General features: G+C 69.2%; 24 protein-coding genes. 11 read left to right on the forward strand and 13 right to left on the reverse strand.

The window, feature by feature from the left end; genetic code table 11:
* Positions 1 to 16 precede the first annotated feature (16 nt).
* From QZH52_RS05875 to QZH52_RS05885, 3 genes are read left to right on the forward strand one after another with little or no spacing between them, the layout of a single operon-like run.
* Positions 17 to 1,312, forward strand: a complete 1,296-nt coding sequence (locus tag QZH52_RS05875; protein ID WP_436411546.1) for a M20/M25/M40 family metallo-hydrolase — start codon at positions 17 to 19, stop codon at positions 1,310 to 1,312.
* A 7-nt stretch (positions 1,313 to 1,319) separates the two neighbouring features.
* Positions 1,320 to 2,231, forward strand: a complete 912-nt coding sequence (locus QZH52_RS05880) for a LysR family transcriptional regulator (protein WP_301805353.1) — start codon at positions 1,320 to 1,322, stop codon at positions 2,229 to 2,231.
* Positions 2,228 to 2,950: a hypothetical protein gene (locus QZH52_RS05885; RefSeq protein ID WP_301805355.1), complete on the forward strand. Its 723-nt coding sequence runs from the start codon at positions 2,228 to 2,230 to the stop codon at positions 2,948 to 2,950. The genes QZH52_RS05880 and QZH52_RS05885 overlap by 4 nt, the downstream gene beginning before the upstream one ends.
* Before the next feature lie 8 nt (positions 2,951 to 2,958).
* Here QZH52_RS05885 and QZH52_RS05890 read toward each other — a convergent pair whose 3' ends face one another.
* Positions 2,959 to 3,363 carry a hypothetical protein gene (locus tag QZH52_RS05890; RefSeq protein WP_301805766.1) on the reverse strand — a complete coding sequence of 135 codons (405 nt, stop codon included), beginning with the start codon at positions 3,361 to 3,363 and terminating at the stop codon, positions 2,959 to 2,961.
* A gap of 94 nt (positions 3,364 to 3,457) precedes the next feature.
* On the reverse strand, positions 3,458 to 4,666 hold the full coding sequence (locus QZH52_RS05895; RefSeq protein ID WP_301805357.1) for a D-amino acid dehydrogenase: 1,209 nt from the start codon (positions 4,664 to 4,666) through the stop codon (positions 3,458 to 3,460).
* Positions 4,667 to 4,874: 208 nt separating this feature from the next.
* Here QZH52_RS05895 and QZH52_RS05900 point away from each other — a divergent pair, with 208 nt between their 5' ends.
* The 4 genes from QZH52_RS05900 (at position 4,875) to QZH52_RS05915 (ending at position 7,857) form a co-directional block, all read left to right on the forward strand.
* Positions 4,875 to 5,759: a transporter substrate-binding domain-containing protein gene (locus QZH52_RS05900; protein ID WP_301805360.1), complete on the forward strand. Its 885-nt coding sequence runs from the start codon at positions 4,875 to 4,877 to the stop codon at positions 5,757 to 5,759.
* A gap of 19 nt (positions 5,760 to 5,778) precedes the next feature.
* Positions 5,779 to 6,534, forward strand: coding sequence for an aspartate/glutamate racemase family protein (locus tag QZH52_RS05905; RefSeq protein WP_301805363.1), 756 nt, complete (start codon positions 5,779 to 5,781; stop codon positions 6,532 to 6,534).
* Positions 6,535 to 6,610: 76 nt separating this feature from the next.
* Positions 6,611 to 7,507, forward strand: a complete 897-nt coding sequence (locus QZH52_RS05910) for a ZIP family metal transporter (RefSeq protein ID WP_301805366.1) — start codon at positions 6,611 to 6,613, stop codon at positions 7,505 to 7,507.
* A 116-nt stretch (positions 7,508 to 7,623) separates the two neighbouring features.
* Positions 7,624 to 7,857: a hypothetical protein gene (locus QZH52_RS05915; protein ID WP_286526398.1), complete on the forward strand. Its 234-nt coding sequence runs from the start codon at positions 7,624 to 7,626 to the stop codon at positions 7,855 to 7,857.
* Positions 7,858 to 7,887: 30 nt separating this feature from the next.
* Here the strand turns inward: QZH52_RS05915 and QZH52_RS05920 are convergent, their stop codons facing one another.
* Positions 7,888 to 8,097: a dodecin gene (locus tag QZH52_RS05920; RefSeq protein WP_286369278.1), complete on the reverse strand. Its 210-nt coding sequence runs from the start codon at positions 8,095 to 8,097 to the stop codon at positions 7,888 to 7,890.
* Positions 8,098 to 8,173: 76 nt separating this feature from the next.
* On the opposite strand from QZH52_RS05920, the gene QZH52_RS05925 reads away from it, so the two are divergent.
* On the forward strand, positions 8,174 to 9,466 hold the full coding sequence (locus tag QZH52_RS05925) for an alpha/beta hydrolase (protein WP_301805368.1): 1,293 nt from the start codon (positions 8,174 to 8,176) through the stop codon (positions 9,464 to 9,466).
* Here the strand turns inward: QZH52_RS05925 and QZH52_RS05930 are convergent.
* From QZH52_RS05930 to QZH52_RS05960, 7 genes are read right to left on the reverse strand one after another with little or no spacing between them, the layout of a single operon-like run.
* Positions 9,463 to 10,065, reverse strand: coding sequence for a DUF3299 domain-containing protein (locus QZH52_RS05930; RefSeq protein WP_301805370.1), 603 nt, complete (start codon positions 10,063 to 10,065; stop codon positions 9,463 to 9,465). The two genes, QZH52_RS05925 and QZH52_RS05930, sit on opposite strands and share 4 nt — an antisense overlap.
* Before the next feature lie 3 nt (positions 10,066 to 10,068).
* Complete coding sequence (locus QZH52_RS05935; protein ID WP_301805372.1) at positions 10,069 to 11,331, reverse strand: ABC transporter permease; 1,263 nt, start codon at positions 11,329 to 11,331, stop codon at positions 10,069 to 10,071.
* Positions 11,328 to 12,032, reverse strand: a complete 705-nt coding sequence (locus QZH52_RS05940; protein ID WP_301805374.1) for an ABC transporter ATP-binding protein — start codon at positions 12,030 to 12,032, stop codon at positions 11,328 to 11,330. The genes QZH52_RS05935 and QZH52_RS05940 overlap by 4 nt, the downstream gene beginning before the upstream one ends.
* A gap of 7 nt (positions 12,033 to 12,039) precedes the next feature.
* Complete coding sequence (locus tag QZH52_RS05945; protein ID WP_301805376.1) at positions 12,040 to 12,585, reverse strand: DUF2796 domain-containing protein; 546 nt, start codon at positions 12,583 to 12,585, stop codon at positions 12,040 to 12,042.
* On the reverse strand, positions 12,582 to 13,487 hold the full coding sequence (locus QZH52_RS05950) for a sulfurtransferase (RefSeq protein WP_286535512.1): 906 nt from the start codon (positions 13,485 to 13,487) through the stop codon (positions 12,582 to 12,584). Before QZH52_RS05950 ends, QZH52_RS05945 begins: the two co-directional genes overlap by 4 nt.
* A 12-nt stretch (positions 13,488 to 13,499) precedes the next feature.
* Positions 13,500 to 14,432: a DMT family transporter gene (locus tag QZH52_RS05955; protein ID WP_286526389.1), complete on the reverse strand. Its 933-nt coding sequence runs from the start codon at positions 14,430 to 14,432 to the stop codon at positions 13,500 to 13,502.
* Positions 14,432 to 15,574 (reverse strand): aromatic ring-hydroxylating oxygenase subunit alpha, encoded by a 1,143-nt coding sequence (locus QZH52_RS05960; RefSeq protein WP_286535513.1) that lies wholly within the window; start codon positions 15,572 to 15,574, stop codon positions 14,432 to 14,434. Before QZH52_RS05960 ends, QZH52_RS05955 begins: the two co-directional genes overlap by 1 nt.
* A 181-nt stretch (positions 15,575 to 15,755) precedes the next feature.
* Here QZH52_RS05960 and xseB point away from each other — a divergent pair, with 181 nt between their 5' ends.
* From xseB to dxs, 3 genes are read left to right on the forward strand one after another with little or no spacing between them, the layout of a single operon-like run.
* A complete protein-coding gene (xseB, locus tag QZH52_RS05965; RefSeq protein ID WP_286535514.1) occupies positions 15,756 to 16,034 on the forward strand; it encodes an exodeoxyribonuclease VII small subunit in 279 nt (92 codons plus the stop codon).
* Complete coding sequence (locus QZH52_RS05970; RefSeq protein ID WP_301805378.1) at positions 16,031 to 16,948, forward strand: polyprenyl synthetase family protein; 918 nt, start codon at positions 16,031 to 16,033, stop codon at positions 16,946 to 16,948. The genes xseB and QZH52_RS05970 overlap by 4 nt, the downstream gene beginning before the upstream one ends.
* A 15-nt stretch (positions 16,949 to 16,963) precedes the next feature.
* On the forward strand, positions 16,964 to 18,805 hold the full coding sequence (gene dxs / locus QZH52_RS05975; protein ID WP_301805379.1) for a 1-deoxy-D-xylulose-5-phosphate synthase: 1,842 nt from the start codon (positions 16,964 to 16,966) through the stop codon (positions 18,803 to 18,805).
* Positions 18,806 to 19,016: 211 nt separating this feature from the next.
* On the opposite strand, the gene QZH52_RS05980 is transcribed toward dxs, so the two are convergent.
* From QZH52_RS05980 to QZH52_RS05990, 3 genes are read right to left on the reverse strand one after another with little or no spacing between them, the layout of a single operon-like run.
* Positions 19,017 to 19,739: an ABC transporter ATP-binding protein gene (locus QZH52_RS05980; protein ID WP_301805382.1), complete on the reverse strand. Its 723-nt coding sequence runs from the start codon at positions 19,737 to 19,739 to the stop codon at positions 19,017 to 19,019.
* Positions 19,736 to 20,536: an ABC transporter ATP-binding protein gene (locus QZH52_RS05985; protein ID WP_301805385.1), complete on the reverse strand. Its 801-nt coding sequence runs from the start codon at positions 20,534 to 20,536 to the stop codon at positions 19,736 to 19,738. Before QZH52_RS05985 ends, QZH52_RS05980 begins: the two co-directional genes overlap by 4 nt.
* Positions 20,533 to 21,396, reverse strand: a complete 864-nt coding sequence (locus QZH52_RS05990) for a branched-chain amino acid ABC transporter permease (protein WP_286526378.1) — start codon at positions 21,394 to 21,396, stop codon at positions 20,533 to 20,535. The genes QZH52_RS05985 and QZH52_RS05990 overlap by 4 nt, the downstream gene beginning before the upstream one ends.
* Position 21,397 lies beyond the last annotated feature (1 nt).

Here is a 21,397-nt window from a genome sequence, read left to right on the forward strand (position 1 = left end):
AATCCCCAAGAGAAAAATGAACCCGATGAAACGCTCCGCTCTCGCCACCTTTGCGCTCTGCGCCGTCTGCGCCGCCTGGATGGGCAGCGCATCCGCCGCCCCCGATGCACGCATCGCCGCGCTGGCCGCCAATGAAAAACCGGCGCTGCTGCAGACCTTGAACCAGCTGGTCTCGATCGAATCCGGCAGCCGCGACCTCGAAGGGCTCGACAAGATCGCCAACCTGATCGCGGACAAGTTCCGTGCGCTCGGAGGCCAGGTCGAACTGATCGATCCCTCGGCCGACGCCTACCGCATGGAGGACACGCCCGAGAAGATCGGCAAGGTCGTGCGCGCGACCTTCAAGGGCACCGGCAGCAAGAAGATCATGCTGATCGCGCACATGGACACGGTCTACCAGATCGGCATGCTGAACAAGCAGCCCTTCCGCATCGAAGGCGACAAGGCCTACGGTCTTGGCATCGCCGACGACAAGCAGGGCATCGCCGTGATCGCCCACACGCTGGCGCTGCTGAAGGCGATGGACTTCAAGGAGTACGGCACGCTGACCGTGCTGATCAACGGCGACGAGGAGATCAGCTCGCCCGGAGCGCGCAAGCTGATCACCCAGCTGGGTGGCGAGCACGACGTCGTGATGTCCTACGAAGGTGCCTACATCCACGGCGACAAGCTGTCGCTGGCCACCGCGGGCATCGCCTCGGTCACCCTGAACGTCACCGGCAAGGCCTCGCACGCGGGGTCGGCGCCGGAGCTGGGCGTGAATGCGCTGTACGAACTGTCGCACCAGATCCTGCAGATGCGCGACCTGTCCGACCCGGCGACCGGTCTCAAGATGAACTGGACCATCTCGCGCTCGGGCAGCAACCGCAACGTGATCCCGGCCAGCGCCACGGCGGGCGCCGACGTGCGGGTGCTCAGGGTCGCGGACTACGACCGCATCGAGCAGCAGGTGCAGGAGCGGGTGAAGAAGCAGCTCGTCCCCGAGGCCAAGGTCGAGCTGAAGTTCGAGCGCCGCCGGCCGCCGCTCGAGGCCAACGACGCCTCGCGGGCCCTGGCGCTGCATGCGCAGCAGATCTACAAGGAGATGGGCCGCGAGCTGGGCGCCGACGACAAGGTCGCCGGCGGTGGCACCGATGCGGCCTTCGCGGCCCTGAAAACCAAGGCGGCCGTGGTCGAGCGCTTCGGCCTGCAGGGCTTCGGCGCCCACTCGGCCGACGCCGAGTACGTGCTGATCGATTCGATCGAGCCGCGGCTGGCGCTGTCGGCGCAGCTGATCATGGACATCTCGCGCGACAAGATCTCATCCCCCTGAGCGATTGATGCGCCTGCGCCACATCGAGGTCTTCAACGCCATCATGCTCACCGGCAGCGTGAGCGCCGCGGCGCGGCTCATCAACATCACGCAGCCGGCGGTCAGCCGCACCTTGCAGCATGCCGAGATCCAGCTCGGCTTTCCGCTGTTCCAGCGCGCCAAGGGCCGGCTCTCCGCCACCACCGAGGCGCTGGCCCTCTATCCGCACATCGAGCGCCTGTTCGCGCAGCTCGACGAGGTGCAGCGGCTGGCGGCCAACCTGCGCACGGCGAGCGATGCGGGCGAACTCCGCGTCCTGAGCGTGCTGGCCTTGAGCTACGAGGTGCTGCCGCGGGCCTTGAAGCGCTTCCGCGAGCAGCATCCGTCGATCGCGGTGACGCTCGAGTCGCTGCATTCGCCGCAGATCATGTCGGCGCTGCTGCTCCAGGAGGCCGATGTCGGCTTCGCGTTCAGCCCGGCGGTGCATCCCTCGCTGACCCAGGAGGCGCTGGCCGACAGCCGCATGGTCTGCATCGCCCCGAAGGGCATGCTGCCGCGGGCCCTGCTGCGCAACGGCTCGGTGGCCCTGCACGACCTTGTCAAGCTGCCGGTGATCGGGCTCGACAGCCGCGACCCGGTGGGCACCAGCCTGAGCCAGGCCTGCCGGCAGGCCGGCGTGGGCTTCCAGCAGGCGGTGGTCACGGTGCAGACCTACCATGCGGCGCTGGCGATGGCGCACCATGGACTGGGCGTGGCGCTGGTCGACGGCTGCACCGCGAATTCGGCCGATCGCGGCAAGGTCGACGTGCTGACGCTCGAGCCGCACATCCCGGTGCCGATCCGCGCGCTGCGCTTCGCCGGCCGGCCGGATTCGGTCGCGGTGCGCAGCATCACCCGCTTCATGCGCGAGGCGATCGAGGAGATGAAGGTGCCAGGATGAGCCGCCCTCCCGACCGCCTGACGTCCTTGTTCCACAGCGGCGACGCCCTGCGCAGCCGAAGCGTGAGCGATGTCGTGCTGTGGGGCCGGCTCGACCTGCCCGCGCCGCCCGCGCGCCTGGTTGCCGATTGGGAGCGGGAGGTCGCCGCGCGGCTGGAACTGGAGCCCGGCGATGTCGAGTCCCTGCCGCTGGCGCGCGCCCGTGCCCGTTGGCCGGACTACCGGCACTGCGTGCAGGCGATGTCCGACTGGACGCGCACGCTGGGGTTGTCCGAGGTGCTGGCTACCAGCGAGGTCGCCCTGATGGCCTGCCGGGGCGCGCGGTACCACCATGACGGCGAGCACTACGGCGGGGCCGCCTTCTGCAATCTCTTCGTCAGCGAGGACAAGGGCCTGGACCTGCACTTTCCGGTGGCGGGCCATCGAATCCCGCTGGCCCGCGGGACGGCGGTGGTGTTCGACACCGGCCAGCCGCACGCCGTCATCCGGCGCCACGGCGGCGGCTTCGACCCGGCCGATTTCGCGCCCGGCCTGGACTGCACCCAGGTGTTCCTGACCTGGGAACTGCCGATCGAAGACCCCCATGTGGGACGCACACTCCGGGTGGACTTCGACACCGATCCCGCCGCCGCCCTGGGGATCGACCAGGAGCAGGTCCGCCTGAACGGTGAACGGGCCGTGGTCTGCTCCGAGTCCGGCCGCTGGCGCCGGCCGGCCTGAGTGCCCGCTCAGCGCCCCGAAATCCGCGCCCATGCCGCCCGCAGGCGTCGCGCGCGGTCTTCGAACAGGTACGAGCCCGCTAGCGCCAGCAGACCTGAAATGACCCCTGTCACGAGCGCCTCGGCGTAGGGGATGTCGTAGTGATTGGCATGCGAGTAGGCGTCGCCCAGCGCGGTCAGGCAGCCGACGACCAGCGCATTTCCGTACCGGTTGCCGTAGAGCCTGGCCGCCGGCGTGAAGGTCAGGAGCACCGCCAGGATGCCGGTCGCCAGGCCGGTCTGCAGTGCGGTCGCCCAATGCGCCGCGCTCATCAGGTTGCTCCAGCTCCCCGGCATGCAGGTCATGCAGGCGGAGGTGGGCTGCCAGAAGCGCTGGATGAACAGCCTGGCGCGGCGTTTCCAGTCGGTCGAGATCATGGGGTCCCCGTCGAGGATCTGGAGGAAATGATCGCATGGAAGACGACCGCGGACTCTTCGCTCACGATGAGCGGCCGGGCGCCGGACTCGCTCAGTCCAGCGCCTCCGCCACCCGCTCGGCCGAGCCGAACGCCAGCGTGAACCCCAACGCCCCGTGGCCGGTGTTGAAGAGCATGTTCGAGGGGGCGCCCGCGAGCCGCCCGACGATCGGCACGCCGGTCGGCGTGGCCGGCCGCATGCCGGTCCAGGGCTGCAGTGCTTCGAGCCGGCCCGCGCGCGGGAAAACGGCGCGCGTGGCCTCGGCCAGCGCCTCGATGCGCTGGGCCGGGATGCTGGCGTCGTGCCCGACCAGCTCGGCCATGCCGGCCACCCGCAGGCGCGATCCGATGCGCGCGAACACCACCTTTCGGACGCTGTCGGTGACGCTCACCTGCGGCGCCGCGCCCGGTGTCGGATCGACATCGACCGTGATGCTGTAGCCCTTGAGCGGATAGACCGGCAGGTAGGCGCCGAGCTGGCGCCCGAGCCGGTGCGAGGCCGTGCCCAGCGCCATCACGAAGGCATCGGCCTCGACGTCGCCGGCGGCGGTGTGCACCGCCGCCACCCGCCCGTCGCGGGCATCGAAGCCGGTGATCTCGGTGTCGAGCATGAAGCGCACGCCGCGCGCGCGCAGCGCCCGCAGGAGCTCCGTGCAGACCTTGAGGCAGTCGGCCGCGCATTCGCTGGGCGTGTGGACGGCGCCGGCGATCCGCGCCCGGTAGCTGGCCAGCGCCGGCTCGATGGCGATGCACTCGTCGGCCGTGACCAGGCGCTGCTGGCTGCCCATGGTCCGCTGCAGTTCGAGCTGCCGCTGGGCGCCGGCCAGCGATGCAGCACTGGCGTAGAGCACCAGCTTGCCGGTGGCCGAGAAATCGCAGTCGGGCGCGACGTCGGCGCGCATGGCCTCGAAGGCGGCTCGGCTGCGCGCCGCGAGCGCCAGCAGGCTGGCGGTGCTCTCGTGCGAAGTGCGGGCGTTGCAGGCCGCCAGGAAGGTCAGGGCCCAGCGCCATTGCAGCGGGTCGAGCTGCGGGCGCAGCTTGAGCGGCGAGGAGGGCGACAGCAGCAGCTTGGGCAACTGCTTCCAGATCGACGGGTCGGCCAGCGGCTGGACGTACGAGTAGCTCAGCTGCGCGCCATTGCCGCCGCTCGCTCCGGCGCCGGGCGCGGCACGGTCGATCACGCTGACCTGGAAACCCTGGCGGTTCAGCCGCCAGGCGGTCGCCAGGCCGACGATGCCGGCCCCGAGCACGCAGACGTGCATGACGCGTTCCTCTCTCTTGTTTCGGAAGGGTCGACTGTAGGTTCGCGCCGGCGCGCCGGGAAATGCCAAAAGCGCGGCAGCCCATAGCCAAAGCACATGGCATGCCCAGCCCATAACTTTTGGTCATGCCCCGGCGCAGAAAAGGAATTGTGAGCCGCGCAGGAATGATTCCTACACTTGCTTACCTTCAATCAGCCGAAAGGGCTCCATGAAATTCTCCGCATCGATGGCCGCGGTCCTGCTCGCCGCAGCCACCACCGGCGCCCAAGCCGCCGACACCCTGGCCAAGATCGCCGAGAGCGGCAAGATCACCCTGGCCTACCGCGAATCGTCCGTGCCCTTCAGCTACCTCGCGGGCGGCGAGAAGCCGATCGGCTTCTCGGTCGAACTGTCGAACGCGGTGGTCGACGCGGTCAAGAAGAAGCTCAACAAGCCCAAGCTCGAGGTGGCGCTGATGCCGGTGACCTCGCAGAACCGGATCCCGCTGATCAGCAACGGCACCATCGACCTGGAGTGCGGCTCGACCACCAACAACACGGCGCGTGCCAAGGACGTCAGCTTCGCGATCAACCACTTCTACACCGGCACCCGGCTGCTGGTGAAGAAGTCCTCGAAGATCAAGAACTACGCCGACCTGGCGAAGAGGACCGTGGCCAGCACCACCGGCACCACCAACGCCCTGGTCATGCGCAAGTACAACACCGAGAAGAACCTCGACATGGACCTGGTGCTCGGCAAGGACCACGCCGACGCCTTCCTGCTGGTCGAGAGCGACCGCGCGGTCGCCTTCGCGATGGACGACATCCTGCTGTTCGGCCTGATGGCCAACGCCAAGAACCCGGCCGACTTCGAGGTCGTCGGCGACGCGCTGCAGGTCGAGCCCTATGCCTGCATGCTGCCCAAGGACGACCCGGCCTTCAAGAAGCTGGTGGACGACACCTTCATCGACCTCATGAAGAGCGGCGAGTTCGAGAAGATGTACGCCAAGTGGTTCCTGCAGCCGATCCCGCCCAAGGGCGTGCCGCTGAACCTGCCGATGAGCCCGCAGCTGCGCGAGAACATCCAGGCGCCGAACGACAAGCCCGCGACCTGAACCCGAGAGGCGGCATCGAATGCTCGCGCCGCAAACGGTCGGCATCCTCGGCGGCATGGGCCCGGCGGCCGGCGCGGACTTCGTGCGCCTGTTCGTCGACGCCTGCGCCCGCCTGCTGCGCGCGCACGGCCAGGTGGTCGGCGACCAAGCCTTTCCGGAGCACTGGCTGGCCCAGGTGCCGGTGCCCGACCGCAGCGGTGCGCTCGAGTCGAGCGAGTCCGGCGCCCACCAGCCGCTCGAGCCGATGCTGCAGGCGCTGGGGCGGCTGGCCGCGCTGGGCAGCCGCGCGGTGGCCATCGCCTGCAACACGGCGCACGCCTGGCACGGGACGCTGCAGGCCCGCTTTCCGCAGGTCGAGGTGCTGCACGTGGCGCGGGAGGTGTCGGCCCACCTGGCGGCGCAGGGCGTGCGCGGCGCCGCGCTGATGGCGACCGAAGGCACCTACCGGGTCGGTCTCTACGCGCAGGCGATGGCCGACGCCGGCATCGCCTGCCACCTGCCGCGGGACGAGGAGCGCCGCCTCCTCATGCGCGGCATCTATGACGGCGTGAAGGCCGGCGACATGGGGCTGGCCCGTTCCTGCTTCAGCGGGGTGGCGCTGCAGCTGGCGCAGCGCCACGGGCCGGTCGCGATCGTCATGGGCTGCACCGAGATCCCGCTCGGGCTGCAGGGGGCGGCCGGGACCGAGGGCCTGGCCTTGCTCGACCCGGCGCAGGTGCTGGCGTCGGCGCTGGCGGCGCGCGCCTATCGCGGCGCTCCGGGGCATCCCCCTTGACACGGTTGATAAGATCGAAGCGCCGAAGCCGTCCGATGGGCGGCTTTTGTTTTTGCCTCCCAAGCGCGAAGCCGCCATGAATTTGTTTGCCATCATCGCCGCGACCCTGGTCGCCGGCATCGGAAGTGTCTGGATCGCCGCGCTGCTGCTGCGTGTGGGAGTGCGCAGCGGCTCCGGCGGGGTCAATCCGCAGCACCTGCTGAGCCTGGCCGCGGGCGCCTTGCTCGCGACCGCCTTCATGCATCTGCTGCCCGAGGCCTTCGAGAGCCGGATCGAACCCGGTGTACTGTTCGGCGTGCTGCTGTTCGGGCTGGTCTTCTTTTTCCTGCTCGACAAGGCGGAGCTGTGGCACCACGGCCACGAGCATCACCAGGGCCATGACCACGGCCACGGCCACGCCCATGCGCATGCGCATGCCCATGCCCATGCCCATGCGCACGGCCACGACCATGCGCCGCGCGGCGGCGGCGGCTGGGCCGTGCTCACCGGCGACAGCGTGCACTGCTTCGGCGACGGCATCCTGATCGCCTCGGCCTTCATTGCCGACCTGCGGCTGGGCATGGTGGCGGCGATCGCGGTGCTGGCGCACGAGGTGCCGCACCATATCGGCGACCTGGTGGTGCTGCGCCAGAGTTCAGCCAACCCGCGGGCGGCGCTGGTCAAGGTCTCGCTGGCCGGCACCATGACGGCGCTCGGCGGCGTGGTCGGCTGGTGGCTGGTCGACCGGCTGCACGGCTGGCTGCCGTATTTCCTGGTGCTGGCGGCCAGCAGTTTCGTGTACGTGGCCCTGGCCGACCTGATCCCGCAGCTGCAGAAACGGCTGCCCGCGCGCCAGACCGCCTTGCAGATCGTCTGGCTGGTGGCAGGCATCGTGCTGGTCACGCTGGTGAGCCGCCTGGCGCATGGCGACCACGACCATGCCCACGAAGGCGCCGGCCAAGACGCCGCCCACGAAGCGGCCCACACGCATTGAATGGACACCCGCGGCGCTTTCTGACAAGCTTCTTGTCCCTCCGCCGATGAGGTGGATTCGGCTGGGGCGCGCCTACTGGAGCGCATCATGCAAAGCAGCAATCTAGGAGTCCGATCATGACCAGCGCCGACCCCCCTCTGCGGTCCGGAGAAGCCGCAGACGAACCCGAGATCGACGACACCGATGACGTCTTGCCCGAGGACGAAGAGGAATTCGATTCGGACGAAACCGGCGCCACCGACGAGCTGTCGGAAGAAACCGGCATCGACCTCACCGACGCCAGCGAACTCGACGCCGACAACGTGCCGGCCGACGAGGAATTCGACCGGGTGATCCAGGCACCGGATTGATTTCGCCCCGCTTCGGGGCGAGTCGGAGGCTCAGTCCTCGAGGGTAAAGCCCACCTTCAACGTCACCTGCCAGTGGCCGACCTTGCCGTCGACCACGTGGCCGCGGGTCTCGGTGACCTGGAACCACTGGATGTTGCGCACCGATTCGCTGGCCTTCGCGATCGCGCGGCGCACTGCATCGTCGCTGCTGGTCGGGGACGAGCCGGTGAGTTCCAGAAGCTTGTAGACGTGATCGGACATGGTGGTCTCCTTTTTTCGGGACCGCCATGGTGGCACGTTCGCAGCCGTCTGTGGGGGCTCCCTATACTTCCGGCGCATGCACCCCTCTCAAGTCGGAATCCGCCGGGCCGCTCGCCTTGTCCTCTCGTTGCTGGCCGCGGTGCTGCTGGCCGGCTGCTACGCCCCGGTGCGGTTGATGCCCACCCCGGTGAGCTTCAGCAACGGTGACATCGACCCCTTCGAGAAGATCGGCGAGAAGCTCAAGACCACCGACGTGCCGGTGTTCTATGCCACCAACCGGCTGGCCCTGATCGAGCATCCCGATCCGGTCCACACCATCGTGCCGACCGACGACCTGCGCATGGGCGTGGCGCATGTGCGGGTCGGCGACGAGTCGCTCGACTGGGAGACGCTGCATCGGCTGTCGACCAGCGCCGACCCAGACGAGCGCCCGATCGTCCACCTCGAGCGGCTCGAGCAGAAGGCGGTGCTGCGCTCGAACGAGGACGTGAAGAATTCGCCCGAGGCCCAGGCCTTCTTCGCGATGATCAACAAGGCGCTGGCCGCCAGTCCCAACAGCGAGCTGCTGATCTACGTGCATGGCTCCAACAACACGGTCCCCCGTGCGGCCGCCCAGGCGGCGCAGTTTCGCCATTTCACCGGACGGCGGATGGTGGTGCTGGTCTTCATGTGGCCTTCTGCGGGATCGATCCTGCGCTACCTGACCGACGTCAACAATGCGGCCAGCACGGTCGAGCCCTTCGCGCGGATGGTCGAGCTGCTGGGCGAGAACACCACGGCGTCGAAGATCGACGTGCTGGCCTACAGCGCCGGCGCGCAGGTGCTGAGCCCGGCACTGGTGCAGCTGGGCACGCCGCGGCCCGGCGAGACGCGGGCCCAGCTGCAGCAGCGCCTGCGGCTCGGGCAGATCTACTTCGCGGCGCCGGACATCGACACCCGCCGCTTCGTCAACGAGCTGACCGGCTACATCGACATCATCGAGCGCGTGAGTATTGCCGCCAACCTCAACGACTCGGTGCTGCGCTTCGCCGCCATCGTCGGCCGCGCCTCGCGCGCGGGCCGACCCGACGTGACCGAACTCGACGAGGAGCAGACCCGCTTCCTGGTCGACGCATCGCGCAAGCTGCGCTTCGACCTGATCCGCGTCGACCCGAACGACATCCCCAACCTGCCCGAGAGTTCGCACGCCTTCTGGTACGACGACCCCTGGGTCAGCGGCGACATGGTGGCGCAGTTCCTGTTGAATGCGCCGCCGCCGCGGCGCGGGCTCGACGAGCAGCAGACCCCCGGCGGCGCGCGCTACTGGCGCTTCCCGGCCGATTTCTACGACCGGATCTACCAGTTGTTCCGGCCTAGGGCGGGTGGTTAGGGCTTCGGGCTGCCGCTGTACTTTGTGACGCTGTCAGCGACGATCTGGTAGCCGCTGACACCCATCATCGAGTCGTTGCGCACGGTCTGCAGCTTGCCGCTGACCCAGACCGTGTCCATGGCGCGGAACTTCGCACCCTGCTTCGGGCGGACGTGGAGGATCTGGTTGGCCGGCGGCGGCGGCGTGTGGATGCAGGCGCCGAAGTAGGGCACCAGCAGGAACTCGGTGACCTCGCCCTTGTTCTCCTCGAGCGGCACGATGAAGCCCGGGATCTTCACGTCGACGCCGTTGAGCGCCGGATTGGTCGGTGCGTTGTTCGACACCTCCTGCAGCTTCATGAGCAGCTCGTTGGCGCGCGGGTCGCTGTCGTCGAGCTTGCTCAGGTCGATGCCCTTGAGCTCCTTGCCGGGGTCCCAGTCCTTGGGCACCAGCTCTTCCCAGGTGATGACGCGCGGCTGGCCCGGCACGGCCTTGGTGTCGGCGACCTTGCCGCCGAGCGGCTGGGTCGGCGAGGTGGCCTGCGGCGCCGGGCCGGCCGCGAGGGCGCTGCCGGCGATGGTGAACGAAAGCAGCGACAGAAGAAGAGGGCGCAAGTTCATGTGTCAGATCCTGGGTGAGAGTCCATCGGCAAGCGACAGCCTGTAGGCACGAATGCCCGGCAGCAAACTGGCGAGCCAACCGGCCGCCAGCACGCTCGCGAGCAGCAGCCATTCGTTGGGGGTGGGTTCGGTCAGCCGCAGTGCGAGACCGAAATGGGACTGCAGCCAGGGCGACAGGCAGGCGACGCCGAGCACTGTCGCCACGACGCCGAGCAGCACGCCCAGCAGCGTCACCAGGGCGCCTTCGAGCGCCAGCAGCGCCAGCACATGGCGCAGGCTGGCGCCGACCGCGCGCAGCACGGCGAGTTCACGGCGCCGTTCGTTCAGGCCCGCCATCACCACCGACACCAGCCCGGCCAGGCTCACCAGCGCGACCAGTGCCGACATCAGCAGCAGCGCGTTCTCGCCGACGCCGACCACGCGCCAGAGTTCGTCGAGTGCCACGCCCGGCAGGATCGCCATCAGCGGCTCGCCGCCATAGGTCGAGACCCAGCGCTGGACCGCGAACACGGCGGCCCGGTTCTTCAGGCCGACCAGCACCGCCGTCACGGTCTTGGGCGTGAGGTCGAACTTGCGCACCTGCTCGGCCGGGATCTTGAGGCCCGGCATCGGCGCGCCGCCGACCCATTCGAGGTGGATCGCCTCCATCGCCTCGAGCCCGATGTGGACCGTGCGGTCGACCGGCGTGCCGGTGCGCGCGAGCACGCCCACCACGGTGAAGGGCTTGTCGGCATGGTCGGAGACGTCGAGCTCGCCGCTGCCGTGCGCCAGCGTGATCTGCTGGCCGACGCGATAGCCGAGCGAATCCGCCACCTCGGCGCCGACCACGGCGTCGAACAGCTCGGCGAAGGGCTTGCCTTCGCGCAGCCGCAGCGGCTGCCGGTTGCCGTAGCGGAAGCGCTCGAAATAGGCCGGCGTGGTGGCCAGCACCGAGAAGCCGCGATGGGAGTCGCCGAGCGACACCGGCACCACCCAGGCGACGCCCGGGTGGGCGGCCAGCGCCTGCACGCTCTTCCATTGCAGGTTGTTGGTGGCGGCGCCGATGCGGAACACCGAATACAGCAGCAGCTGGGTCGAGCCGGTGCGTGCGCCGACGATCAGGTCGGTGCCCGACACGGAGGACGAGAAGTTCTCGCGCAGCTCGGTGCGGATGCGTTCGACGCCGAGCAGCAGGAAGGTCGACAGCGCGATCGACAGCACCGTGAGCGCGAGCGTGAAGCGCCGGTTCCAGGCACTGCGCCAGGCGATGCCGAACAGCGCCGTCATGCCGCCACCCCCGAGGCGGCGCGGTTGATCTCGGGCAGCAGCACGTGGCGCGAGAAGCGCGCGGCGATGCGCTGGTCGTGGCTCACGAAGACCAGCGCGCTGCGATGGGCCGCGCAGGCCGCCAGCAGCACGTCGAGGAAGGCCTCGCGGCGGTCCTCGTCGAGCGCCGAGGTGGGCTCGTCGGCGATCACGACCTCGGGATGGCCGATCAAGGCCCGGGCGGCCGCCACGCGCTGCTGCTGGCCGACCGACAGCTGCATCGCCTGGCGCTGCCAGAGGCTGCTGTCCAGGCCCATGCGGGCCAGCAGTTCGCGGGCCTGCGCCTGTGCCGAGCCGTCCTGCGAGGCCTGTGCCATGCGGCGGCCCGAGAAGCGGCAGGGCAGCAGCACGTTGTCGAGCACGCTGAGGTAGGGCAGCAGGTTGAACTGCTGGAAGATGTAGCCCACGTGCGCGACCCGGGCCCGGTCGCGCGCGGCGCCCGAGTGCGCGGCCCAGTCGTGGCCCAGCAGCCGGACCTGGCCGGCGTCGGCGATCAGCACGCCGGCCAGCAGCGACAGCAGCGTGCTCTTGCCGCAGCCGCTCGGCCCGTGCAGGAACACCGCCTCGCCGGCATCGACCTCGAAGCGCTCGATGTCGATGCAGGCGCGGTCGGCGCCCGGCCAGGCGAAGCGCAGCGCTGCGGCCGAAAGGACAAGGCTCACGGTCGGATCACTTGCCCCAGGCCAGCCGGATCGCGGGCCGCTTCAGCGTGCGCTTGAACTGGCCCTGCGGCGCCGCGATCTGGGCGTCGATCTGGCGCGGCCCCTTGAAGGCGTTGAACAGCTCGACGTCGATGAACTTGGCGGCCGCCGTGTTGGTGCAGTTGAATGCGAAGCTGCCGTCCAGGTCGGCGTGGCCTTCGGCGGCGCCTTCTTCGCCCTTGCCCAGCCCCAGCGTGGCCGAGCGCAGCGTCACCGGGCCGAGCTTGCAGTTCGCGGCCGGATCGATCTTGAACAGGTCGGCGCCGGCGCGCAGTTGCGCGATCGCGTCCTCGACAGTCTTCTTCTCGGCGTCGGTGCGCGGAGCGCGCTCGAAGCCGACGAAGTTGTCGAGCGGGGATTCCATCGCGATCACGATGGTCGGGCCGTCGACCACGATGTCGAGCCTGATCTGGCCATGGACGTGGGCGGCTTGTGCCTGGGCCGATGCGGCCAGGGGAGCGGCCAGGAGGGCGGTGATCGCGAAGGTGACGAACGGTCGTCGGAACAGGGTCATGCTTGGGCGCCTTGCCGGGTCGGCAGCCCCGGCGTGTTGCTCCATTCGCTCCAGCTGCCGGCATAGAGCGCGGTCGGCCCGAGGCCCGCGATCTGCATGGCGAGCAGGTTGGGCACGGCGCTCACGCCGCTGCCGCATTGGTGGACGACCGTCGCGGGATCCCGGCCCGCCAGCAAATCCTCGAACTCGGTGCGCAACTGCGCGGCCGGCTTGAACTTTCCGTCGGGACCGAGGTTCTCGGTGAAGGGCCGGTTCAGGGCCCCCGGGATGTGACCCGCGATCGGGTCCAGAGGTTCCACCTCGCCGCGATATCTTGCGGCGGCGCGGGCGTCGATCAGCGTCTGGTCAGGCTGCTCGAGCCGGGCCGCGACCGTTCGCGTGTCGACCAGCTTCAGCAGCGGCGCGCCGGCGACGAAGTTCGACTGGAAATGCGTCGGCTCCTCGCGGCTCGTGACCTCGCCGCCCGCGGCCTGCCAGGCCTGCAGGCCGCCGTCGAGCACGGCCGCGGCCTCGTGGCCCATCCACTTGAGCATCCACCAGAGCCGGCCGCAATAGTTGGCGCCATTGCGGTCGTACACCACCGCCTGCATGCCGTTGGCGAAACCGACGCTCGACAGCCAGGCCGCGAAGCGCTCGCGGCTGGGCAGCGGGTGGCGCCCGCCCGAGGCCGGCGGGCCATCGTCCTGCGCCACCACCACGCCGTGGGCGCCGGGCGCGCCATGCTTGGCGCTCAGGTCGGTGTCGATGTTGGCGTACACCGCGCCCGGGATGTGGGCCGCGCGGTACAGCTGCGGGCCGGCGTCGGGCTTCATCAGCTCGAAGCTGCAGTCGAACACCATCGATGCGGTGCCGCTTGCCAGCAGGGTCTTCAGCTGCTCGGCGGAAATCAAGGTCGTGTACATGGAAGCTCCCCTTCAGTGTTCCTCGGCGGGCGCCTTGGGCAGCGAGCGCTGGCGCAGCACGGTGGCGGCGATGCCGCTGCAGACGATCAGTGCCATGCCGGCCCAGCCCGAGGCGTCGATCCGGTCGCCGAACAGCAGCACACTGTAGATCGCCGCAAAGACGATGCCGGAATACTGGAGATTGGCGACCAGCAGGGTACCGCTTTCAGTCTTGGCGCTGGCGTAGGCGCGTGTCATGCAGAGCTGGCCCAGCGCCGCCAGCACGCCCACCGGCAGCAGCCACAGCGCGTGGCCCCAGGTCCATTCGGCCCACGGCGTGGCCCCGCCCAGCAGGGTGCCGAGGCCGCCCGCGACGGCAGAGCCGACCGCGAAATAGAACACCGTGCGCGCCTCAGGCTCGCCGAGCCGTGACAGCGCGACGACCTGCATGTAGGCGAAGGCAGCCGTGAGGCCGGACAGCAGGCCCATCAGTCCGGCGAAGCCCTGGTTGTCGCCGACCGTCGGCTTGAGCATCAGCACCACGCCGCCGAAGCCGGCCAGCACGGTCAGCACCAGCGGGCCTTGCAGCGGCGGCCGCGCAATGTTGCCGTCGCGGCCCGGCACCGGCACCCAGGCGAGCAGGGCGCCGCCGACCAGGAAGGCGGCGATCCAGACGCTGCTCATGTAGTTGAGCGTCATCGCGGTGGCCAGCGGCATGTGGGCGATGGCGAAGAACCAGGCGCCCAGCGAGACCACGCCGATCAGGCTGCGCCAGGCATGCATGCCGGGATAGCGCGTGCCCAGCGTGACGCCGCGGCTGCGTGCCAGCACCCACAGGAAGACGATGCCGATCAGGCCGCGGTAGAACACCAGTTCGGCGCTGGAGAACCAGGCCGAGGCGAACTTCACGCACACGCCCATGGTGGCGAAGATCAGTGCGCCCAGCACCATCCAGAGCGCCTGCATCAGGAGGGGCTGCGCATCTCGCGGCGGTACCACTCGTGGAACTGCTGCATGCCGTCTTCCATCGGGCTCTGGTAGGGACCGCTCTCGTCGTCGCCGCGCAGCATCAGGGCGCGGCGGCCGGCGTCCATGCGCTCGGCGATCTCGTCGTCTTCGACGCAGGTCTCCATGTAGGCGGCCTGCTGGGCCTCGACGAATTCGCGCTCGAAGGCGACGATCTCTTCCGGGTAGAAGAACTCAACCATGTTGAGCGTCTTCTGGGGCCCGATCGGATGCAGCGTCGACACCGTGAGCACGTGCGGATACCACTCGACCATCACGTGCGGGTAGTAGCTGAGCCAGATCGCGCCGTAGCGGGGTGGGTTGCCGTTGCGGTACTTGAGCAGCTGCTCTTGCCAGCGCTGGTAGACCGGGCTGCCGGCGCGCCCGAGCCGGTTGGCCACGCCCACCGTCTGGACCGAGAAATGATGGCCGAACTCCCAGCGCAGGTCGTCGCAGGTGACGAAGCTGCCGAGGCCGGGGTGGAACGGGCCGACGTGGTAGTCCTCGAGGTAGACCTCGATGAAGGTCTTCCAGTTGTAGTTGCACTCGTGCAGTTCGACACGGTCGAAGGCGTAGCCCTCGAAGTCGAGGTCCAGCCGCGGGCCGAGCCGGGACAGGTCGGCGCCGATGTCGCGGCCGCGACCGTTGGCGCTCTGCTCGAACAGCAGCCCGTTCCATTCGGTCAGCGGGTAGTTGTGCAGGTTGAGGCAGGGGTCCTGCTCGAAGTGCGGGGCGCCGATCAGGGTGCCGGTGGTGCGGGCGTCGGCGGCGGCGTAGGTCCAGCGGTGCAGCGGGCAGACGATGTTGCCGCCGGCCTGGGCATCGAGTTGGCCGCGGCCCTGCAGGATCAGCGCCTGGCGATGGCGGCAGACGTTGGAGATCAGCTCCACCCCCTTCGGCGTGTGCACCAGCGCGCGGCCTTGCTGTTCCTGGGGCAAGGTATGGAAGTTGCCCGGTTCGGGAACCGTGAGACGGTGGCCGACGTAGCGCGGCCCGTCGGCGAAGAGCGTTTGCAGCTCGCGGGCGTAGAGCGCCTCGTCGAAGTACGCGGAAACCGGAAGTTGGCTCGAGGCCTGCTGCAGTTGAAGACTTAAATCAGACATGGGTGACCTGACCAAGCTCCCCACAGGGAGAGAGAAATAAAAACGGAAGGCTGCCGTCGAAGGTGTGGACGGCCCGAAGGAGTGCGCCGGCAGCGCCGGCTTTTGGGAGAGGGCGATTGTACCCTCGGCGCCGCATTCCTGCCCCCGCCCTAAAATGGCGCGTTTCACGCCAAACCCCTGAATGCCCAAGGTGCCTCCCTCTCCCATGCCCGCCGATGCGTCCGCCGTGGCCAGCTCGCCCGACACCGGTCCCTTGCCCGCGAGCTACGAAGCCGGGCTCCAGGAACTCGAACAACTCGTGACCGAACTCGAATCCGGCCAGTTGCCGCTCGACAAGCTGCTCGGCAGCTACCAGCGCGGCGCCGCGCTGCTCGCCTTCTGCCGCGACCGCCTGCAGGCGGTCGAAGACCAGATCAAGGTGCTCGACGCGGGCAGCCTCAAGGTCTGGGCCGGCGAATGAAGGGCGTGGACACCTCGCGCTGGGATGCGGCGCGGCTGGCCGCCTGGAGCGACCCCCACCTGGCGCGGGTCGAGTCGGCGCTGTCGCGATGGGTGGGCGTCGATGCCCCGGTCCGGCTCGGCGATGCCATGCGCTATGCGGTCCTCGACGGCGGCAAGCGGTTGCGGCCCCTGCTGGTGTTTGCGGCCAGCGAAGCGGTCGGAGGCCAGCCGGCCGCGGCCCTGCGCGCTGCCTGCGCGGTCGAATTGATCCACGCCTACTCGCTGGTGCACGACGACCTGCCGTGCATGGACAACGACGTGTTGCGCCGCGGCAAGCCGACGGTCCACGTGGCGTTCGGCGAAGCCGGCGCCCTGCTGGCGGGCGACGCCCTGCAGGCGCTGGCCTTCGAATTGCTCACGCCCGCCGGCGACGAAGTGGCAGCCGAGGTCCAGGCCCAGCTCTGCCGTCTGCTGGCCACGGCGGCCGGCAGCCAGGGCATGGCTGGTGGCCAGGCGATCGACCTGGCCAGTGTCGGCCTGGCGCTCGACGAGGCCCAGCTGCGCGAAATGCACCGGCTCAAGACCGGCGCGCTGCTGCAGGGCAGCGTCGAGATGGGCGCGGCCTGCGGCGACCGGCAGCCGCCCCCGGTGCTCGCCGCCCTGCGCGACTACGGCGCCGCCGTGGGTCTTGCGTTCCAGGTGGTGGACGACATCCTCGACGTCGTCGCCGATTCCGAGACGCTCGGCAAGACCGCCGGCAAGGACGCCGCCAGCGACAAGCCCACCTACGTGTCGCTGCTCGGCCTGGACGGCGCCCGCGCGCAGGCCCGCGAACTGCTGGCCCGGTCGCTCGCCGCGCTCGATCGCAGCACCCTGGCCGACACCGCCGCGCTGCGGGCGCTGGCCCACATGATCGTGGACCGCGATCGATAACAACAACACATCCCCATGGCTCCGCTGCTCCCCACCATCCACGATCCCTCCGTGCTGCGCCGGTTCGACCGCGTGCAGCTCAAGCAACTGGCCGACGAGGTGCGCACCTGCGTGCTCGACAACGTGTCGCGCACCGGGGGCCACCTGAGCTCGAACCTCGGCACGGTCGAGCTCACGGTCGCGCTGCATCATGTCTTCAACACGCCGCACGACCGGCTGGTGTGGGACGTGGGCCACCAGACCTATCCGCACAAGATCCTGACCGGCCGGCGCGAGCGCATGCCGACCCTGCGCCAGCTCGGCGGCATCTCGGGCTTCCCGCAGCGCAGCGAGAGCGAGTACGACACCTTCGGCACGGCCCATTCGTCGACCAGCATCTCGGCTGCGCTCGGCATGGCGATGGCGGCCAAGCAGAAGGGCGAGGACCGGCATTCGGTGGCGATCATCGGCGACGGCGCGTTGACGGCCGGCATGGCCTTCGAGGCGCTCAACAACGCCGGCGTCTGCGACTGCAAGCTGCTGGTGATCCTGAACGACAACGACATGTCGATCAGCCCGCCGGTGGGCGCGCTCAACCGCTACCTGGCGCAGCTGATGAGCGGCAACTTCTATGCCGCCGCCAAGAACGTCGGCAAGAGCGTGCTGCGCGCGGCGCCGCCGCTGTTCGAGCTGGCCAAGCGCTTCGAGCAGCATGCCAAGGGCATGGTGGTGCCGGCCACGCTGTTCGAGCAGTTCGGCTTCAACTACGTCGGCCCGATCGACGGCCACGACCTCGATTCGCTGATCCCGACGCTCGAGAATCTCAAGCATCTCGACGGCCCGCAGTTCCTGCATGTGGTCACCAAGAAGGGCCAGGGCTACAAGCTGGCCGAGGCCGACCCGGTGGCCTACCACGGGCCGTCCAAGTTCGACCCCGCCGTCGGGCTGGTCAAGCCCGCGACGGCGCCGAAGCAGACCTTCACGCAGGTCTTCGGCCACTGGCTGTGCGACATGGCGGCGCAGGACGGCCGCCTGGTCGGCATCACGCCGGCGATGCGCGAGGGCTCGGGGCTGGTCGAGTTCGAGCAGCGCTTTCCGGGCCGCTACTACGACGTCGGCATCGCCGAGCAGCATGCAGTCACCTTCGCGGCCGGACTGGCCTGCGAAGGCCTGAAGCCGGTGGTGGCGATCTACTCGACCTTCCTGCAGCGCGCCTACGACCAGTTGATCCACGACGTCGCGATCCAGAACCTGCCGGTGGTGTTCGCGCTCGATCGCGCGGGGCTGGTGGGTGCCGACGGCGCGACGCACGCGGGTGCCTACGACATCCCTTTCCTGCGCTGCATTCCGAACATGAGCGTGGCCTGCCCGGCCGACGAGGCCGAGTGCCGGCAGCTGCTGAGCAGTGCCTTTGAACAGGACCACCCGGTGGCGGTGCGCTACCCGCGCGGCGCCGGCGCCGGCGTCACGCCGCCGCTGACGCTCGAAGGGCTGCCGTTCGGCAAGGGCGAGATCCGTCGCGAAGGCCGCCGCATCGCGATCCTGGCCTTCGGCACCTTGCTGTATCCGGCGCTCACGGCCGCCGAGGCGCTCGACGCCACGGTGGTCAACATGCGCTGGGCCAAGCCGCTCGACGTTGAGCTGTTGCTGAAGGTTGCCGGCACGCACGATGCCATCGTCACCCTGGAAGAGGGCGCGATCATGGGCGGCGCGGGCAGCGCGGTGCTCGAAGCGCTGCAGGCAGCGGGCGTGCAGAAGCCGGTGCTGCAGCTGGGCTTGCCGGACCGCTTCATCGAGCATGGCGATCCGGCCAAGCTGCTGGCGGGCATCGGCCTCGACGCGGCCGGCATCGAGCGGTCGATCCGGGCTCGGTTCTAGGTAGCTGACTGGGCGGCCGGTTGGCCGAGGCGCCGCAACCCGTACACTGGCGCGATGGACAGGATCTTCGAGCAGGTCGCGCGCGCCATGGAGCCGGTCGTCGAGCTGCGCGAGGATGCCGCCACGCACACCTACGCCTACGGCGTGCGCGCGCCGCGTGCGGTTGGTGTGGTGCTGCCGGTGTCTTTCGACGAAGGCGACTTGGTAGGTTCTACCCGCCCAGATAGGCGTCCTGCACCTTCGGATTCCCGAGCAGCTCGCGCCCGTCGCCTTCCAGCACGATCTTCCCGGTCTCGATCACATACGCGCGGTCGGCGATCTTCAGCGCCTGGCGCACGTTCTGCTCGACCAGGAATACCGTCAGGCCCGCCTTGTTGATCTCGCGCAGCGTCCGGAAGATGTCTTGCACGATGATCGGCGCCAGGCCCATCGAGGGTTCGTCGAGCAGCAGCACGCGGGGCTTGGCCATCAGTGCCCGGCCGATCGCCAGCATCTGCTGCTCGCCGCCCGAGAGGTTGCCAGCCAGGCCGTCCGAGCGTTCCTTGAGCCGCGGGAACAGTGTGTAGATGTGGTCGAGGTCGTCGGCACGCTGGGCGCGGCTGTCGCGCCGCGTGTAGCCGCCGAGCTCGAGGTTCTCGCGCACGCTCAGCGTGGTCAGCGTCGCGCGGCCCTCGGCCACCTGGACCATGCCGGATGCCACGATCTTGTGCGGCGAGAGCGGCGTCAGGTCCTGGCCGCCCAGCACCACCCGTCCGGCGGCCTTCTTGACCAGCCCCGACAGGGCCAGCAGCGTGGTCGACTTGCCGGCGCCGTTGGCGCCGACCAGGGTCGTGATCTGGCCTTCGTGCAATTCGAAGTCAATGCCCTTGACGGCCTCGATGTGGCCGTAGGAGACCTTCAGGCCCTCGACCTTGAGCAGGGGAGAGGCACTCATGCGGCGGCTCCCTCGTTGGTGGCTTCGTCTTCCTCGCGGCCGAGGTAGGCCTCGATCACCTGCGGGTCGTTGCGGATCTGGTCCGGGCCGCCGCGCGCGATGATGCGGCCGAAGTTCAGCACGGCGATGTGCTCGCACAGGCCCATCACGAAACGCATGTCGTGTTCGATCATGAAAATGGTGTAGCCGCGACCGCTGATGTTGCGGATCTCGTGCATCAGGTCGGTCTTTTCGCTGCTGTTCATGCCGGCCACCGGCTCGTCGAGCAGCAGCAGCTTCGGCTCGGTCGCCAGCGCGCGCGCCAGTTCGAGCTTGCGCTGGTCGCCGTAGGACAGGTTGTCGGCCGCGTCATCGGCCTTGTGGTCGAGCTTGACCCACGAGAGCAGTTCGCGCGCACGGTCGCGCGCGCGCCGCTCCTCGCTGCGGAACAGGCCCGAGGAGGCCAGCAGGCCGAGCCCGCCGTAGCGCAGCTTGGCGTGCATGCCGACCATCACGTTCTCGAGCAGCGACATCTCCTTGAAGATGCGGATGTTCTGGAAGGTGCGCGCGATGCCGCCGCGCGTGATCTCGTGCGGCTTGACGCCGGCCAGGTCCCGGCCTTCGAAGCGGATCGTGCCGCCGGTGGTCGGCAGCAGGCCGGTGGTCAGGTTGAAGACGGTGGTCTTGCCGGCGCCGTTGGGTCCGATCAGCCCGAAGATGCCGCCCTGCGGCACTTCGAGGTTGACGTCCTGCAGCACCTTGAGGCCGCCGAAGTGGCGCGATACGCCGTCGAGCTGGAGAAGAGGAGTCGTGCTCATGCCGCAGCTCCCTTGCGTCCGAACCACTGGCGGAACCGCGCCGGGTCCCAGATGCCCTTGGGCAGGAACAGCACGATCAGCACCAGGATCACGCCGTTGACCACCAGCCGGAAGTCGCCGAAGGCGCGCAGCGCCTCGGGCAGGATGGTGAGGATCACGCCGCCGAGCACCGGGCCCGTGAGCCCGTTGATGCCGCCGAGCACGGTCATGGTGAGGATGTCGACGCCGCGGTCGAAGCCGAATTCGTTCGGGCCGATGAAGAAAGTCTGGTGCGCGTTGAGCACGCCGGCCAGGCCGGCAATGGCGCCGCCGAGCACGAAGGCCAGCATCTTGTGGGCCTGGACGTCGATGCCCATCAGGCCGGCGGCGGTTTCGTCCTCCTTGATGGCCTCGAAGGCGCGGCCGACCTTGGAGCGGCGCAGCCGCCAGAGGCCCAGCAGCACCAGCACCAGCGCCAGCGCCACGTGCCACCACTGGGTGATGGGCGGGATGCCGTTCAGGCCCAGCGCGCCGCCGGTCAGCGATTCGGCGTTGAGCACCACGATGCGGACCACCTCGCCGAAGGCCAGCGTGGCCATCGCCAGGTAGACGCCGGAGAGCCGGAGCGTCGGCTTGCCGATCACGAAGGCGGTCAGCGCCGGCGCCGCCATGCCGGCCGCGATGGCGACGGGGAACGGCACGCCGTAGGTCATCGTGAGGATCGCCGAGGTGTAGGCGCCGATGCCCATGAAGGCGGCGTTGGCCATCGCCAGCATGCCGCACGAGAGGGTGAGCCAGATCGACAGCGCCAGCAGGGCGTTGGTGCCCAGCGTGAGCACCAGGTTGCTGTAGACCGACCAGAAGTTGTTGAGGGCGTCCATG

Source organism: Variovorax ginsengisoli (assembly GCF_030486595.1).
Taxonomy (GTDB): domain Bacteria; phylum Pseudomonadota; class Gammaproteobacteria; order Burkholderiales; family Burkholderiaceae_C; genus Variovorax; species Variovorax ginsengisoli_B.

Excerpts from the sequence above, each read along its gene's own strand:
- QZH52_RS05880 (WP_301805353.1), top strand. The coding sequence starts at position 1,320 with ATGCGCCTGCGCCACATCGAGGTCTTCAACGCCATCATGCTCACCGGC.
- QZH52_RS05915 (WP_286526398.1), top strand. The coding sequence starts at position 7,624 with ATGACCAGCGCCGACCCCCCTCTGCGGTCCGGAGAAGCCGCAGACGAA.
- QZH52_RS05885 (WP_301805355.1), top strand. The coding sequence starts at position 2,228 with ATGAGCCGCCCTCCCGACCGCCTGACGTCCTTGTTCCACAGCGGCGAC.
- QZH52_RS05910 (WP_301805366.1), top strand. The coding sequence starts at position 6,611 with ATGAATTTGTTTGCCATCATCGCCGCGACCCTGGTCGCCGGCATCGGA.
- QZH52_RS05960 (WP_286535513.1), bottom strand. The coding sequence starts at position 15,574 with ATGTCTGATTTAAGTCTTCAACTGCAGCAGGCCTCGAGCCAACTTCCG.
- QZH52_RS05920 (WP_286369278.1), bottom strand. The coding sequence starts at position 8,097 with ATGTCCGATCACGTCTACAAGCTTCTGGAACTCACCGGCTCGTCCCCG.
- dxs (WP_301805379.1), top strand. The coding sequence starts at position 16,964 with ATGGCTCCGCTGCTCCCCACCATCCACGATCCCTCCGTGCTGCGCCGG.
- QZH52_RS05990 (WP_286526378.1), bottom strand. The coding sequence starts at position 21,396 with ATGGACGCCCTCAACAACTTCTGGTCGGTCTACAGCAACCTGGTGCTC.
- xseB (WP_286535514.1), top strand. The coding sequence starts at position 15,756 with ATGCCCAAGGTGCCTCCCTCTCCCATGCCCGCCGATGCGTCCGCCGTG.
- QZH52_RS05925 (WP_301805368.1), top strand. The coding sequence starts at position 8,174 with ATGCACCCCTCTCAAGTCGGAATCCGCCGGGCCGCTCGCCTTGTCCTC.
- QZH52_RS05950 (WP_286535512.1), bottom strand. The coding sequence starts at position 13,487 with ATGTACACGACCTTGATTTCCGCCGAGCAGCTGAAGACCCTGCTGGCA.
- QZH52_RS05895 (WP_301805357.1), bottom strand. The coding sequence starts at position 4,666 with ATGCACGTCTGCGTGCTCGGGGCCGGCATCGTCGGCCTGGCGACCGCC.
- QZH52_RS05935 (WP_301805372.1), bottom strand. The coding sequence starts at position 11,331 with ATGACGGCGCTGTTCGGCATCGCCTGGCGCAGTGCCTGGAACCGGCGC.
- QZH52_RS05945 (WP_301805376.1), bottom strand. The coding sequence starts at position 12,585 with ATGACCCTGTTCCGACGACCGTTCGTCACCTTCGCGATCACCGCCCTC.
- QZH52_RS05985 (WP_301805385.1), bottom strand. The coding sequence starts at position 20,536 with ATGAGCACGACTCCTCTTCTCCAGCTCGACGGCGTATCGCGCCACTTC.
- QZH52_RS05970 (WP_301805378.1), top strand. The coding sequence starts at position 16,031 with ATGAAGGGCGTGGACACCTCGCGCTGGGATGCGGCGCGGCTGGCCGCC.
- QZH52_RS05875 (WP_436411546.1), top strand. The coding sequence starts at position 17 with ATGAACCCGATGAAACGCTCCGCTCTCGCCACCTTTGCGCTCTGCGCC.
- QZH52_RS05930 (WP_301805370.1), bottom strand. The coding sequence starts at position 10,065 with ATGAACTTGCGCCCTCTTCTTCTGTCGCTGCTTTCGTTCACCATCGCC.
- QZH52_RS05905 (WP_301805363.1), top strand. The coding sequence starts at position 5,779 with ATGCTCGCGCCGCAAACGGTCGGCATCCTCGGCGGCATGGGCCCGGCG.
- QZH52_RS05900 (WP_301805360.1), top strand. The coding sequence starts at position 4,875 with ATGAAATTCTCCGCATCGATGGCCGCGGTCCTGCTCGCCGCAGCCACC.
- QZH52_RS05980 (WP_301805382.1), bottom strand. The coding sequence starts at position 19,739 with ATGAGTGCCTCTCCCCTGCTCAAGGTCGAGGGCCTGAAGGTCTCCTAC.
- QZH52_RS05955 (WP_286526389.1), bottom strand. The coding sequence starts at position 14,432 with ATGCAGGCGCTCTGGATGGTGCTGGGCGCACTGATCTTCGCCACCATG.